At 73.6% G+C, this 13,729-nt stretch carries 12 protein-coding genes; 5 read left to right on the top strand and 7 right to left on the bottom strand.

Annotated features, from left to right (window positions below):
* Position 1: 1 nt before the first annotated feature.
* The 3 genes from M8542_RS40470 to M8542_RS40460 are packed head-to-tail and all read right to left on the bottom strand — an operon-like array spanning position 2 to position 1,832.
* Positions 2-685 (bottom strand): hypothetical protein, encoded by a 684-nt coding sequence (locus tag M8542_RS40470; protein ID WP_257925682.1) that lies wholly within the window; start codon positions 683-685, stop codon positions 2-4.
* Positions 682-1,587 carry an ABC transporter ATP-binding protein gene (locus M8542_RS40465; RefSeq protein ID WP_257925681.1) on the bottom strand — a complete coding sequence of 302 codons (906 nt, stop codon included), beginning with the start codon at positions 1,585-1,587 and terminating at the stop codon, positions 682-684. The genes M8542_RS40470 and M8542_RS40465 overlap by 4 nt, the downstream gene beginning before the upstream one ends.
* The gene (locus M8542_RS40460) at positions 1,584-1,832 is read right to left on the bottom strand and encodes a PLD nuclease N-terminal domain-containing protein (RefSeq protein WP_257925680.1); all 249 of its coding nucleotides are present in this window, start codon (positions 1,830-1,832) and stop codon (positions 1,584-1,586) included. The genes M8542_RS40465 and M8542_RS40460 overlap by 4 nt, the downstream gene beginning before the upstream one ends.
* Positions 1,833-2,007: 175 nt before the next feature.
* Here M8542_RS40460 and M8542_RS40455 point away from each other — a divergent pair, with 175 nt between their 5' ends.
* Complete coding sequence (locus tag M8542_RS40455) at positions 2,008-2,958, top strand: hypothetical protein (RefSeq protein WP_257925679.1); 951 nt, start codon at positions 2,008-2,010, stop codon at positions 2,956-2,958.
* 36 nt (positions 2,959-2,994) lie between these two features.
* Here M8542_RS40455 and M8542_RS40450 read toward each other — a convergent pair whose 3' ends face one another.
* On the bottom strand, positions 2,995-5,706 hold the full coding sequence (locus M8542_RS40450) for an AfsR/SARP family transcriptional regulator (protein WP_257925678.1): 2,712 nt from the start codon (positions 5,704-5,706) through the stop codon (positions 2,995-2,997).
* 107 nt (positions 5,707-5,813) lie between these two features.
* On the opposite strand from M8542_RS40450, the gene M8542_RS40445 reads away from it, so the two are divergent.
* On the top strand, positions 5,814-6,062 hold the full coding sequence (locus M8542_RS40445; protein ID WP_257925677.1) for a hypothetical protein: 249 nt from the start codon (positions 5,814-5,816) through the stop codon (positions 6,060-6,062).
* A 175-nt stretch (positions 6,063-6,237) separates the two neighbouring features.
* Here M8542_RS40445 and M8542_RS40440 read toward each other — a convergent pair whose 3' ends face one another.
* Positions 6,238-8,172: a hypothetical protein gene (locus M8542_RS40440; protein ID WP_257925676.1), complete on the bottom strand. Its 1,935-nt coding sequence runs from the start codon at positions 8,170-8,172 to the stop codon at positions 6,238-6,240.
* A gap of 105 nt (positions 8,173-8,277) precedes the next feature.
* Between M8542_RS40440 and M8542_RS40435 the strand changes: the two genes are divergently transcribed.
* The 3 genes from M8542_RS40435 (at position 8,278) to M8542_RS40425 (ending at position 10,068) form a co-directional block, all read left to right on the top strand.
* On the top strand, positions 8,278-9,477 hold the full coding sequence (locus M8542_RS40435) for a hypothetical protein (RefSeq protein WP_257925675.1): 1,200 nt from the start codon (positions 8,278-8,280) through the stop codon (positions 9,475-9,477).
* A 65-nt stretch (positions 9,478-9,542) separates the two neighbouring features.
* Entirely contained in the window at positions 9,543-9,836 is a 294-nt protein-coding gene (locus M8542_RS40430; protein WP_257925674.1) for a hypothetical protein, read from the top strand.
* 73 nt (positions 9,837-9,909) lie between these two features.
* Positions 9,910-10,068: a hypothetical protein gene (locus tag M8542_RS40425; protein ID WP_257925673.1), complete on the top strand. Its 159-nt coding sequence runs from the start codon at positions 9,910-9,912 to the stop codon at positions 10,066-10,068.
* On the opposite strand, the gene M8542_RS40420 is transcribed toward M8542_RS40425, so the two are convergent.
* Both M8542_RS40420 and M8542_RS40415 read right to left on the bottom strand, forming a co-directional pair.
* Positions 10,065-11,891, bottom strand: coding sequence for a beta-galactosidase (locus M8542_RS40420; RefSeq protein ID WP_257925672.1), 1,827 nt, complete (start codon positions 11,889-11,891; stop codon positions 10,065-10,067). The two genes, M8542_RS40425 and M8542_RS40420, sit on opposite strands and share 4 nt — an antisense overlap.
* Entirely contained in the window at positions 11,888-13,729 is a 1,842-nt protein-coding gene (locus tag M8542_RS40415; RefSeq protein ID WP_257925671.1) for a glycoside hydrolase family 84 protein, read from the bottom strand. The genes M8542_RS40420 and M8542_RS40415 overlap by 4 nt, the downstream gene beginning before the upstream one ends.

The following is a 13,729-nucleotide window of genomic DNA, read 5'->3' as shown; positions in this document are numbered from 1 at the left end:
CTCAGGCGTCACGGCGAGCCAGGGTGAACGTCGTCGCACCCAGTGCGAGCGCGACGAGGGCCAGGTACACCGACGTCCCCGACCAGGCCGCCAACGCCGTGCCGCTGAAGGGCAACGTGGTCAACGGGACGTCGGCGAGCGCGGCCAGCGCCGTCTCGGCGACGAACGCCCAGACCGCGAACAACCCGACCGCGAGGCCGGTGTGCCGCAGCAGGCCGCCGAGCGCCACCCCGGCGAGTACGGAAAGGACGGTCAGCAACAGCACCGCCCCGGCCGCCCTGCCCGCCGCCCCCGCGTCGGCGGGCAGGGCGCCCCCTCCGGTCAGCACGCCGGCCGCGGTCGCCGCGACCATGAGCACGCCGCCCCCCAGCCCGAGCGCGGCGGTGACCAGCGCACGAGCGGTGACGATCCGCACCGGCGAGCGCAGCACGAGCCGCGTGGTGGCCAGCGTGCCGTGCTGGTGGTCGAGCCCGAACGCGGCGACGCCGATCGCCGCGACCAGCAGCGCGCCCAGCCGGTCGACCAGCCCGAACGCCGAGGTGAACGCGTCGAGGTCGCCGAGGTCGCGCTTGAGGCCCCAGTACAGCCCCGACGCGAACTGCAGCACCCCGGCGGCGGCCAGCAGCAGCCACGTCGAGCGCAGCGAGCGGACCCGGACCCATTCGTAGGCCAGTGCGTGCTTCACGGCAGCTCCCCTCGGTGCGCCACGGCGGCGGCGGTGGCGGCGAGGAAGGCGTCTTCCAGCCCGCTCTGCCGCACGAACAGCTCGCGCACGCCGACCCCGGCGCGACCGGCGACCGCGGCCACCCGTTCGGTGTCGGCGGTGTCGACGACCAGCTCGTTCGCCGCTTCCTGCCGCACGCGCAGGCCGTCGCGGGCCAGCGCGACCAGCAGCACGCCGGGGTTCTCCACGCGGACCACGACGTCGGCGTGCGCGTGCCGCCGGACGAACTCGTCGAGGGGCCCGGCCGAGACGAGCCGGCCGGCGCCGATCACGATCAGGTCCTGCGCGAGCAGCGACATCTCCGCCAGCAGGTGCGACGACGCGAGGATAGTCCGGCCCTCCCCCGCCAGCCGGCGCAGCAGGTCGCGGATCCACCGCACGCCCTCGGGGTCGAGCCCGGTGGCCGGCTCGTCGAGGATCAGGTACTCGGGGTCGCCGAGCAGCGCGGTGGCCAGGCCGAGCCGCTGCTTCATGCCGAGGCTGAACCGCCCGGCGGGCCGCTTCGCGACGGACTCGAGCCCGACGGTCGCGAGCACCTCCCGCACCCGCCGGGCCGGCAGGCCTCCGCCCGCGGCGACCATCCGCAGGTGCGACTCGGCCGGGCGCGCCGGGTGGATCGCGCTCGCGTCGGTGAGCACGCCCACCGTCCGCAGTGGACCCGGGACCTCGGCGTAGGGCCGCCCGCCGAAGGTGGTCCGGCCGCGGCCGTGGGTGAGGCCGAGCATCAGGCGGATGGTCGTCGACTTGCCGGCGCCGTTGGGACCGAGGAAGCCGGTCACCACGCCGGGGCGCACGGTGAAGGACAGGTCGTCGACGCCGGCGCCGCCCGGGTAGGTCTTGGAAAGCCCGTCCGCGACGATCATCGGCGCACCGGCGTGTACGCGTCGCGGCGGCCGAAGGCGAACCACAGCAGGCTGCCCAGGAACGGCGCGCAGAAGGCGAAGATCACCCAGACGAGCTTCATGCCGCCGGTCAGCCGCGAGCCGAGGATGCTGATCAGGGCGGCCAGGAACAGCACGACGAAGGCCAGCAGGACGGCGCCGGTCACGCCGAGCGCGAGCCACGACCAGACTTGCTCGTGACCTTTGATCAGGGCGGCGGGGTGCATCGGTGTTCTCCTCACGTCCGGTGTCTCGCTTCACGATCGCCGGTTTCGCGGGCCCGCACATCCGATCTTCGGGGACGGGTGGATAGGCGGAAAGTACTAGCCGGCCCGGCTCGCTTGTACGCCTCTTGTACGGCCGCCGCCGACGATCGCGGCACGGAATCCCTCTGGAGGAAAAGTGAGAACCACACTCAAGGCGGCGGTCGCGACCATCGGGCTGGGCGTCGCGCTGACCGGGCTCGCCGCCCCCGCCGCCCAGGCCGCCTCGACCTACCCGGTCACGACCACTGTGGACGGTCGGACGGTCAAGGACCCCGACGTCGCGGTGGGCGCGCAGCGCATCGCGAACATGTACGCCTCGGGCACGTCGGTGACCCTGGCGTGCCAGGACAGCGGCCCGGCCTACGGTGGCAGCAGCATCTGGGACCTGACCACGGACGGGCTGTGGATCCCGGACGCCTACGTCAAGACCGGCTCGACGTCGATGGTGGCGCCGCAGTGCACGACGCCGCACGCGTTCCCGGCGAAGGCGGACCTCAACGGCCGCGCGAAGAAGGGTGACGCGGCGGACGCGGCCGGCAGCGTCGCGGACAAGTACCTGAACGGCGCGTCGGTGCCGGTGGTCTGCCAGGCCACGGCGAAGGACGAGATCTGGGACTTCACCAGCGACAACCTGTGGGTGCCGGACGAGTTCGTCAAGACGGGCACGGAAGGCTTCGTCGCCGGTGTCCCGCACTGCGACACCGACGGCCTCAAGCCGGGTGGCTCGACCGACGCGGCCGACCCGCGGGCGAGCAGCGCGATCGCGTTCGCCAAGGCGCGGCTGGGGCACACGGACTGGAACAACCAGTGCGAGCTGTTCGTCGAGCGCGCGTTCGGCACCAGCGGCCGGTTCGCCAGCGCCACCACGCACTACCAGTGGCAGAAGAACAACGGCCGCATCCACAAGGGCTCGGTCGCGCCGGCCGGCACCGCGGTCTTCTTCACCAGCACCACGAGCAACGGCCACATCATGCTCGCCCTCGGCGGCGGTGTCGCGATCAGCACCGGCCCGTCGGTGTACCAGACGAGCACGTACGCGCAGCGCTCCGACTACCTCGGCTGGGCCTACGTCCCGTCGAGCTGGTGACCCGGCGCCCGCGGCGGGCGGGTCCCCGCCGCGGGCTCACCGGTCCTCGAGCCGGGCTTCGACGCGCTCGACGTCGCCCGCTCGCCGCTGCGCCTTCAGCAGCGGAAGCGCTTGCCGCCAAGCAGTTCGGGCGTCGTCGGCGCGGCCCAGGGCGGCCCGGGCCTGGCCGAGCCGGTCGAGGGCGTCCGCCTCGTAGTAGGTGTGGCCGAGTTCGTGCAGCAGGCTCGCGGCCCGCTCGTAGTGGGCCGCCGCCTGCTCGTGATCGCCGGTCTCGAACGCCGTGTAGCCCAGGTTGTGCACCGCGTGCGCCACACCCGCGCGGTCGCCGTGGCTTTCGCAGAGCGCCAGCGCGGCCCGGCAGTGCTCCTCCGCCCGCGCGTAGTGGCCCAGCCGCGCGGAAAACCAGCCCACCATGTTGTGGGTGTTCGCCGTCCGCACCGGTTCGCGGCCGGCCGAGAACAGCTCGAGCGCGCTGATCGCGTGCCGCAGGGCCGGCTCGAGGTCGCCGGTCGACTCGTGGGCGACGGCCAGCGCGCCGTGCGTGTCGGCCCGGGCGATCGCGTCGCCGGTGCGTTCGGCGATCGCGAGGGCCTCGGCCAGGTGGCCGAACGCGTCCCGCGTCCGCCCGGCGAAGGCGGAAGCGTTGCCCAGCAAGCGGTGCGCCAGGATCTCGATCCCGGCGTTCCCCGCGCGGGTGGCCGCGGCGAGCCCCGCCTCCCACGCGGCCAGCCTCGGCTCGCCGTAGCCGCGCCGCGCGTGGAACGTCTCGGTCGCCCAGGCCAGCTCCCACACGAACGGGTGCCACTCGCGTTCGCCGGCGGTCGCCTGCGCGGCGAGCAGGCACGCGTGCTCGGCCTCGAACCACGCCAGGGCGGCGGTGTGGTCCTCGAACGGTGTCGCGGGCTCGTCGGGCCTCAGCGGCGGCCGGCCCGGGGCGAGCAGGCGGTCGCCGGCGTAGGCGGTGTCGCGGTAGTGGCCGACGAGCCGCCGCAGCGCCGCGTCCCGCCGGCTCGCGTCGCGGGCCCGCTCGGCGGCGAACAGGCGCAGCAGGTCGTGCATGCGGTAGCGGCCCGGCCGGTGCTCGTGCAGCAGCGAAGTCTCGACGAGGGCGTCCAGGATCTCCTGCGCCGCAGGCGGTTCCAGCCCGCCGAGCGCCGCCGCGGCGGCCAGGCCGATGTCCGGCCCGGGCGCCAGGCCGAGCAGTGCGAAAAGCTCGGCCTGCGCCGGCTCCAGCGCGTCGGCGGACCACCCGAACACCGCCCGCAGGTCGACGCTCAGCTCGCCGCCGTCGAGGACGTCGAGCCGCGCGGACTCTTCCGCGACGCCCTGGACGAACGCGGCCAACGCCGTCCCCGGCCGCCGCGCGATCCGCGTGCCGACGATGCCCAGGGCCAGCGGCAGCCCACCGCACCAGCGCAGGAGCTCGCCGGTGGCCTCGGGTTCGGCGGCCAGCCGCTCGGCGCCGATGTGCCGGGCCAGCAGCTCGCGGGCCTCGGCCGCGGGCAGGACGTCCAGCTCGACCGGCTGCGCGCCGTGGCGCACGACGAGCCCGTTCAGCTGGCTCCGGCTGGTCACCAGCACCAGGCAGGCCTCGCCGCCCGGCAGCAGCGGGACGACCTGGTCGCTGTCCTTCGCGTTGTCGAGCACGAGCAGCATCCGGCGGCCGGCGAGCAGGCTGCGGTACAACGCGGCCCGCGCCGCGCCGTCCTGCGGGATCGCTTCCGCGCCCAGCGCCTCGAGGAACCCGCGCATCAACACCGACGTCGTCGCGGGCGTGCCGGAGGCGTCGAAGCCGCGCAGGTCCGCGTACAGCTGGCCGTCGGGGAACCGGGCCAGGTTCCGGTGGGCCCAGTGCAGGGCCAGCCAGGTCTTGCCGACGCCACCGGCGCCCCCGATGGCCGACAGCACGACCGCGCTCCCGAGCCCGGCTTCGTCCAGCCGGGCGAGCTCGGCCGAGCGGCCGGTGAAGGTCCGCGGCGCCGCCGGCAGCTGCCGCGGCACCCGTTGGGCGCCGGGCTGGTCCAGCGCGGGATCGTTGGCCAGGACCTGCTGGTGCAGCCGCCGCAGGGGCGGGCTCGGGTCGGCGCCCAGCTCGTCGGCCAGCCGGGCGCGGATCCCCTGGTAGTGCTCCAGGGCGTCGGCCTGCCGGCCGCTGCGGTAGAGCGCGAGCATCAGCTGCCCGGCCACCCGTTCGTCCCACGGCCGGGCCGCGGCCAGCGAAGTCAGCTCGGGCAGCAGGTCGCGGTGGGCGCCCCGCTCGAGCCGCGCGTCGATCAGCTCGAGGTCGACGGCGACGAGCTCCGCTTCGACGGCCGCCCGAACCGTGGTGATCCACGGCGTGTCGAGCCCGGCGAAGACCTCGCCACGCCAGAGCCCGCGGGCCGCTTCGAGCAGTTCGGCGCCCCCGCCGTCGCGAGCGCGGCCGACGAGGTCGCGGAAGCGGTGCAGGTCGACCGCGAGCGGGTCGATGGTGAGGACGTAACCCCCGGACCGCCGCCCGATCTCGATCCCGGGGTCGACGGCCAGCGCGCGCCGCAGCCGGGCGAGGTAGGTCCGCAGGGTTTCCTTGCCCCGCAACGGCGGCCGGTCACCCCAGACCCGGTGGACGAGCTGGTCGGCCCGCACGACCTCGTTGGCGTCGACGAGCAGGGCGACGAGCACGCAGCGCTGCCGCACCGGGCCGATGTCGAGCACCCGGCCGCCGAAGTACGCCTCGACGGTCCCCAGCAGCCTGAACTCCACGCTCACCCGATCACCCTACTCAGCCGGCGGTGACCAGCGGATTCAACGGTCCTGCTACGGCAGCGCGCCAGATTGACCACCAGGAGCGGGCGGTACGGGGAGGAGGGACGGCGATGCGGTGGTGCGCGGTCGCCTTGGTGGTGTTCCTGACCCCACCGGTCCCGGTGGCGGAAGCCGTCCCGGTGGCGGAAGCCGTCCCGGTGGGCAAGATCCGGGTGGTCCGCAAGCTCGAGACACGCACGCACATCCACTGCACCCACGCACGACACCTCACGACCTGCCACACCATCCGGGTCCCGAGCCCGGCGACCGTCACCTACCTCGGCTCCACCCCCTCCTCGACACCCGGGCGCACCAGCTGACGTCCCTCCGTCTCGACCACCCACCCGGCCGGCGCCAACACGCGGCGGGCGTGTTCGAGACACCCCTGGTGCTCCTCCGCCCCGGGTTCGAACTCGGCGTGCTCGGTCATCTGAACGGTCCCTTCGACTCGGCCGGCCCTGGTGAGCACAGCAGGTCCGGCGGCTCGCGCAGGTCTCAATGTGAGACGTCGCGGAGGATCGGGTGGATGGGGAACGGGCGGTAGCCCGTCAGGGGTGGGAGGTCGAAGTGGTCGAACCGGCCCGTCGGCAGGTGCCAGCGCACCAGCCGGGTGCGGCCGCCGCGCTCGTGGCTGAACACCATCGTCGACGGGGTCTCCCAGAACGGGGCCGCCGGGATCGCCGTGCTGAGGTCGCAGCCCTCGGGCAGCGGGTGCTCCTCCGGTTCGCCGTCCTCGATCAGCCAGACCGACGGCGGTGCGTACTGGAACGCGTACAGCCGCTCGCCGCCCGGGGCCAGCTCGTACGGGCGGTCGGTCGGGACCTCCCTGCGGGTGCCGTCCGGCGCGTGGTGGACCACGTCGGCCGCCGAACGCTCCAGCGTCGCGCCGGACAGCGGGTCGACCTGGGCGGCCGCGACCGGCACGGGCTCGGTGCCGGGCCGCCAGCGGTACGCCCCGCTGTCGTCCGCGTAGTACAGCTCGCCGTCCACCACCGCCAGCGCGCGGCGGGTCAGCCCCTCGGTCTGCGGCAGGCTCGCGACTTCGCCGGTCGTGACGTCCAGCAGGTGCGGCCGGTCCCACGACCGGCGGCCGACGTGGTGCTCGACGCCGGCGAGGTACCGCCCGTCGGCACTGCGCACCGGGTGGCTCCCGAGGTCGGCCGGCAGCCGTTCGGCGGTGCCGTCCCAGCGGAACAGCATCCCCGGGCCGGCCGACGTCGCCACCGTGATCCCGGTCAGCGTCTCGTGGGCGCGGTAGCGGTACTCGTCCGGGCTGTGCCCGAACACCACCGCCTCGCCCATGCGCCACACGACCACATCGCCGTTCCGGGCGACGACGCCCGCCCGCGGTGGCGCGCCCTCGAACGTGGCCGGGTTCGCCGCGCGGGGCCGCCGCACCACCGGGACCGGCACGGACACCGGCTCCGGCACGCGCCGCGGCAGTGCGGCAATCCCGCCTTCGACGTGGCGCACGAGCCCGGTCGACTCCGCGTACGCGAGCAACCCGGGCACGTCGCCCGGTTCGACGAGCAGCCGCTCGGCGAGGTCCTCGACCGGCGCGGGGTCGCCCCACGCGGCGACGCTGGTGAGGTCGGCCGCGGCCCACGTGTACCGGGCGTTCGCCGCCGCCCGCTCGACCTGGACCGACAGCGCGGCCGGCAGGTCCAGCCGCTCGGCGGCGAACGGCTGGGGCTCGGCGAAGCGGTGTCCTTCGCCGTCTTCGACCAGCACCCCGGCCGCGACCAGCAGTGCGACCGCGTCCCGTTGCGACGCCGGTTGCGCGACGCCCAGCTGCGCGCAGATCGCCGCGTCCGGCGGGTCGCCGCGCAGCGGTTCGTCGAGCCAGCCGGCCGGCCGGGGCGCGCCGGGGCCGGCGGCCGTCCACGCCGCCGACATCACGTGGTAGCCGAGCACCTCGTGCCAGCCCGAGCTCGGCGTGAGCACCGCCGGCCGGGTCCGGCGCACCCACCGGGGCGAGCCCGGGTCGGCCGCAGGCCAGAACTGCACCAGCCAGACGTCGCCCTCCTCCTCGTCCGCGGCCGCGCGGCGCGCGACCCGCACCCGGAACAGGCCGCGGTGGCGCAGCTCCAGCGTCTCCTGGCTCTCCCCGCCGGTGAGGTAGCCGAGGGCGACCCGGCCGCTGCGGCTGTGGAACGGCGACTCGACGACGTCCTCCCACTCCTCGAGCACGATCGGGGGTGGCTCGTCGTGCGCTTCGAGGCGCACCGCCTGGAACGGGTCGCCGGCGTGGCCGTGCACCCAGCCGTCGCCGGCCGTCGCGACCGTGCCCGAGAGCGCCTCGGTCGCCAGCTCGCCGAGCAGCTCGTTGGCCAACGGCGCCGACCCGGCGGCGTCGTAGCGGTCACGGATCACCAAAGTCCCGTACTCGGGCAGGTATTCGTCCTCTTCGAGGATCACCGGCATCGTCACCCCGCGACCGTAGCGGGCCCCACCGACAAGAACGCGGCTGTTGCGGATTCACCCACCGCGGGCCTAGCGTGTTCCCCGGGCATTGATCGGACTACTGGGGGTCTCATGTCACTGCGCCGTCCACTCACCCGTGCCGCTTCGGCGGCCGCGATCCTCGCGGGACTGCTCGTCGCGCCGGCGGCCGCCGTCGCCGCGGCCGGGCCGACCGCGTTGCCCGCGAGCCAGTACACGCTTTCCGCCGACTACCACCACTACGACGCCGTCAACAGCGCGCTCGTGTCGACGCTCGGGACCGCGGCCGTCCACACCGTGATGGACAACGCCAACCACGACCGCACCGCGCTGCCGTCGTCGTTCTCCGTCGCCGGGCTCTCGACCGGCTTCCGGTTCGACAGCGGCGACAACTCCGACTGCGCGAACTACCCGCAGGGCATCACCACCAGCCGCGACGCGGTGGGGACGGCCGACAGCGGCAACTACGACGGGCACCAGCTCGTGCTGGTCAGCTGGTACACGAAGGACGGCTGCGGCGGCGACCAGGCCCGCAGCCGGATCACCCTGGTCGACTGGGACGCGACCTACCCGAACAAGTACCGCAAGGTGCTGCTCGTCGAGCCGACCGGGACCGCGGCGGCGCCGGACTTCAAGGACATCCCGATCCACGCGGGCGGGGTCTCCTGGTACGGCGACTACCTCTACGTCGCCGACACCGGGCACGGCATGCGCGTGTTCGACATGCGCAAGATCCTCAAGACGAACACCGGCGGCACGGCCGGCCAGATCGGCCACCAGTCCGGCAGCGTGTACTACGCCCACAACTACGCCTACGTCCTGCCGCAGGTCGGCACGATCACGGCGAAGACGACCTCGGGCACGAACCTCGCCTGGTCGTCGATCTCGCTGGACCGGGTGAGCAAGTCGATCGTGATGGCGGAGTACACCTGCCAGTCGGGTTGCACGGCCTACCCGAACCGGGCGCCGCGGGCGGTCCGGTTCCCGTTCGCCGCGGGCGCCACGACGTTCGCCGCGACGACGACCGCGAGCCAGGCCCTGCAGCTGCCCTGGTACAACCTCAACGGCGTCGCGTCGCACAACGGCCGGTGGTGGTTCAACTCCTCCGGCCAGAAGAAGCTCTACTACTGGACGTCCTCGGGCGGGCCGGCCACGTTCTCCTGGGTGGGCAGCGGGGAGAGCCTCTCCTACTGGGAGGACGCCACGAGCGCCGACCTGCTGTGGTCGCTGCAGGAGGGCGCGGGCAGCCGCAACGTCTTCGCGGTCACCCAAGCCACCTACGGCGGTGGCTGAGGTAGCCTGACCACATCGGACGATACGGACAGCACCGCAACCCGAGGTGGCATCGCCGTCTCGGGTTGCTGCTTGCTGTCCTGCTCTTCCTCACCGGCGCGCCCGCGCTCGGCGCGTGGACGCCGGTCCCCGACGGCCCGGCTGTGGCCGCGCCGCAGACGCACGACGTCGTGTCCGGCCGCCAGGCCACCCCGCGCACGCCGGCGGCCACTCCGCTCCCGTGGGCGGTCACCCCGGCTTCGCCCGGCGCTCCCCCGGCCTCGTCGCGCTCGCGGGTCGAGCGCACCGCCGAGGCGCCACCGGCGATCGCGCCGCCGACCTCCCGGCACACCCGCGCACCACCGTCCTTCGCCAGCTGAACCCGTTCCCCGGCACCGGCCCCCCGGTGTCTGTTCACTGCTGCCCGAAGGACTTCCGTTGCTCCCTCATGTCGTGTTGGCCCTGCTCGCCGTCACCGCCGCCGCCGCGGTCGGCCTGTTCGTGAAGATGCTCCGCAAGGACGAGCCGTTGTTCGGCGGGCTGGGGCTCTGCCTGCTCGTCGGGCCCGGCGCGCTGCTGGCGTTCGCGCACGCCGGGCTCACCGAGTTCTAGCCCAGGTCGGCCTCCGGCCGGAGCTCGATCGTCGTCCCGGGCTGGTGCAGCTCGAGGACGACGACCGAGTTCGTCCCCTGGCGCCACAACGGCTTCGGCGCGTACAGCGTGCGCTGCGGACCGATCTTCCAGTACCGGCCCAGGTTGAAGCCGTTCAGCCAGACGATCCCCTTTTCCCAGCCGGGCAACGCGACGAACCCGTCCGCCGGGTTCGCCACTTCGGCGGCGAAGTGGTGGAACGAGGGTCCCGGAGCCGAGGCGGTGCCGAACTTCAGCCCGGACAAGTCGTCCAGGGGCAGCGGCCGGATCTCCCAGCCGAAGAGCTTCTGCTGGGTGCTCATCGCGACCCAGCCGTCGATGCCCTTCCGGTCGGCGAGGTACGGGCCGTAGTTCACCCGGCCCATCGCGTCGACCAGGATGTCCAGCCGCGTCGACGGCTTGCTCAGCGCGAGGTCCAGTGTTCCCGAGGGCTGGTTGCGGTCCAGCACGCCGAGCGGCGCGCCGTCGACGAACACCAGCGCGCGGTCGGCCAGCCCGTGGATGCTCAGCGGTCCGGCATGCGGTCCCTGCACAGTGGTCCGGTAATGGATGAGCCCGGTGGCCTGGCCCAGGCGTTCCATGGGGACCGGCTGCGCCGACCGGACCGGGTGGGACAGCACCGGCAGCGAGTCCAGCAGCGACACGGCGCCGGTCGCGGTCAGCGTCTGCGCGGGCAGCCGCGGGGACCGGCCGGGCGCCGGCGCGGTCGCCTTCGAGTACTTCGTGAGCACCGCCCGCAGCGCCGTGAACTTCTCGCCCAGGTCGCCGGCTTCGCCGACCGGCGAGTCGTAGTCGTAGCTGGTGACGGTCGGCTGGTAGGTCGTGCCGGAGGTGTTGGCGCCGCTGGTGAACCCGAAGTTCGTGCCGCCACAGGCCATGTAGAGGTTCACCGACGCCCCGGTGGCCAGCAGTGTGTCCACATAGGACGCCATCTGCGCCGCGTCCCGGGTGTTGTGCTGCTCACCCCAGTGGTCGAACCAGCCGTCCCAGTACTCGGCCATCATGACCGGCTGGCCGGGCTGGAACTTCTTGATCGCCTCGATCCCGCCCCGGGGATCGCCGTCGCCGGTGCCGACCTCCAGGGTGCCGGGCAGCGAGCCGAAGCGCATGAAGAACTCCGACGCGCCGTCCGCGGCGAACAGCAGACTGGTCAGGCCGCGGCTCCGGAGGCCGTCACGCAGGTGCGCGAGGTAGCTCGTGTCGTTGCCGTAGCTGCCGTACTCGTTCTCGATCTGCACGGCGACGATCGGCCCGCCGTGCCGGGCTTCCAGCGGCGCCAGGCGCGGGATCAGCTGGTCGTACCAGGTGTCGACGGCCTTGAGGTACGCCGGATCGGCGCAGCGCAGCTCGAGGTCCCGGTCGGCCAGCAGCCAGGCCGGCAGGCCGCCGAACTCCCACTCCGCGCAGATGTACGGGCTTGGCCGGACGATCACCTGGAACCCCAGCTCGCCCGCCGTGCGCACGAACTTCGGCAGGTCACGCCAGCCGGTGAAGTCGGCCCGCCCGGGGGTGGGCTGGTGGAAGTTCCACGCCACGTACGTCTCGATCGTGTTCAAGCCCAGTGCCTTCAGCCGCGTCAGGCGGTCCCGCCACTGGTCCGGGTGGATGCGGAAGTAGTGGATGGCGCCGGAAACTATCTGGAACGGCTTGCCGTCCAGGAGGAACTGCTCGCCGGACACGCTCAGCCCACGTCGTCCCGCCGCGCCGGCCGGGCCCGCGAGCACCGCGCTCGCCGTGATCGCGGCCGCGCCGCCGAGGAAGCCGCGCCTGCTCACCGACGTCATGCCTGCTCCCGAAGCTGTCCGAGAAGGGTGTCGAGGACGCCGTCGCCGACGAGCGCCTGGTGGATGCCCCAGCGGTTGGTGTTGCCGGTCTTGACCGCCGTCGCCCGGGTGACCAGGGTGTCGGCGGCCGACGTGAGCCGGTCGGCCTTCGCCTGGTCCCCGTGGGAGGCGGCGGCGAGGGCGTCGAGCCGGGTCACCAGGGCGGCGCCCCACAGCGCGGTGGCGTCCAGCCACGGCCCGGCGTCGGTGACGAACGCGCTCTGAACCCGGCCGTCGCGGATGACGTCGGCGGCGTCCCGGATCCGGACCGCGTACGCGCGCAGGTCGTACAGCGCGCGGTGGTCCCCCGCGTGCCAGCGCTGCCAGAAGTTGGCGGCCTTCGCGGCGAGGACCGGGGCCTGCGGCTGCCACGGCGTCGGTCCGAACGTCGGCGCCAGGTGCTCGAGGTCGGCGAACACCGTCAACGCCGCGGTCGCGCGCGGGTCATCGCCCGCGAGCCGCGCGAGGGCCTGCGGCCAGGACCGCTGCGGCGAGTAGCCGGCGTCGTTCCAGGCGAAGTCCGCGGCGCCGAACTCGGCGACCTCGCTGGCCGCCTCCTGGTTCATCGGGTTCGAGACGATCCCGTCGAGGTAGCGCGAAAGCCCGGCCTCCCGCTGGGCGTAGGGCGCGAGCAGCAGCCGGCCGGCCGACTGGCCGTAGTCGTTGACCGGGTAGTTGTCCCACAGGAACACCTTGCGGCCGTACACAGTGGACACCTGCGCGGCCTCGTCGGTGGTCACGCTCGGCGGGACGACGTCGGTCCCGGTCCACTGCACGACCACCGACGGGTCGAGGTGCGTCCGCAGCTCGGTCTTGTACGGCGAGTCCTTCAGGTCGCTGTACTCGGTGGGCACGGTCTGCAGCGGCCGGACGCCGTCGTGGGTCTTCGCGAACTTCTCGGTGATCGTGTTGAGCAGCGAAACCTGCGCCTGGCCCGCGGCGGCCTGCCCGGGGGCGCCGAACGCCGCCTGGTCGGCGTCGCAGTTCCACTTCGTGTAGGAGATGTCGTCGAACGGCAGCGAGAAGGACCGCACACCGAGGTCGTACACGGACTGGAACTTCGCCTCGACCGCGGCGACGTCGGCCGCCGACGAGAAGCAGATCGAGACGCCGGGTGAGAGCGCGTAGGTGAACTCGACGTGGTGCGCGGCGGCGGACCGCGCCAGCTGCCCGAGCGTGGCCAGCTCTTCGGCCGGGTACGGGTCGCGCCAGCGGGCCCGCAGGTAGGTGTCGTCCTTCGCGCTGTAGATGTAGGTGTTCGCCTTGACCTCGCCGAGGAACGCGATCTGCCGCAGCCGGTCGGCAGTCGTCCACGGCGGCCCGTAGAAGCCTTCGATGGACCCGCGCAACGGCATGTTCGGCCAGTCGCGCACGGTCGCGCCGCGCACCACCCGGCCGGCGATCAGCTGCCGCAGGGTCTGCACGCCGTAGTACTGGCCGGCGCCGTCGCGACCGGCGATGGTGATGCCCGCGCGGGACACGCTCAGCGCGTACCCCTCGGCCTGCTCCGGCACGTCCTTCCCGGCACTGCCGAGCCGGATCGTGAGCCCGTGGCGGCCGGGTGTGACGCCGTGCTCGCGCAGCACCGACGTCAGCAGGTCCTTGGCCGCCGGGTCGGTGCCGGCGTCGGTGACCAGCGTGACCGACGACGGCAGCGGGACGTCCGCGGACGTCCGGCCGATCTGTTGTGGCGTCGGGGAAACCGTGGGTAGCGTGCCGCTCGCGGCGGCGGGTCCGGCGGTGGTGAGGGTGGCGGCCACCGTGACGGCGGCGGCGAACAAGGCTCGGCGGCGGGTCAT

Origin of the sequence: Amycolatopsis iheyensis (genome assembly GCF_024703995.1) — a bacterium.
In the GTDB taxonomy this organism is placed as follows: Bacteria; Actinomycetota; Actinomycetes; order Mycobacteriales; family Pseudonocardiaceae; genus Amycolatopsis; species Amycolatopsis iheyensis.
Note: the sequence above shows the minus strand (reverse complement) of the source record. Positions and strands in the feature narration are given on the sequence as shown.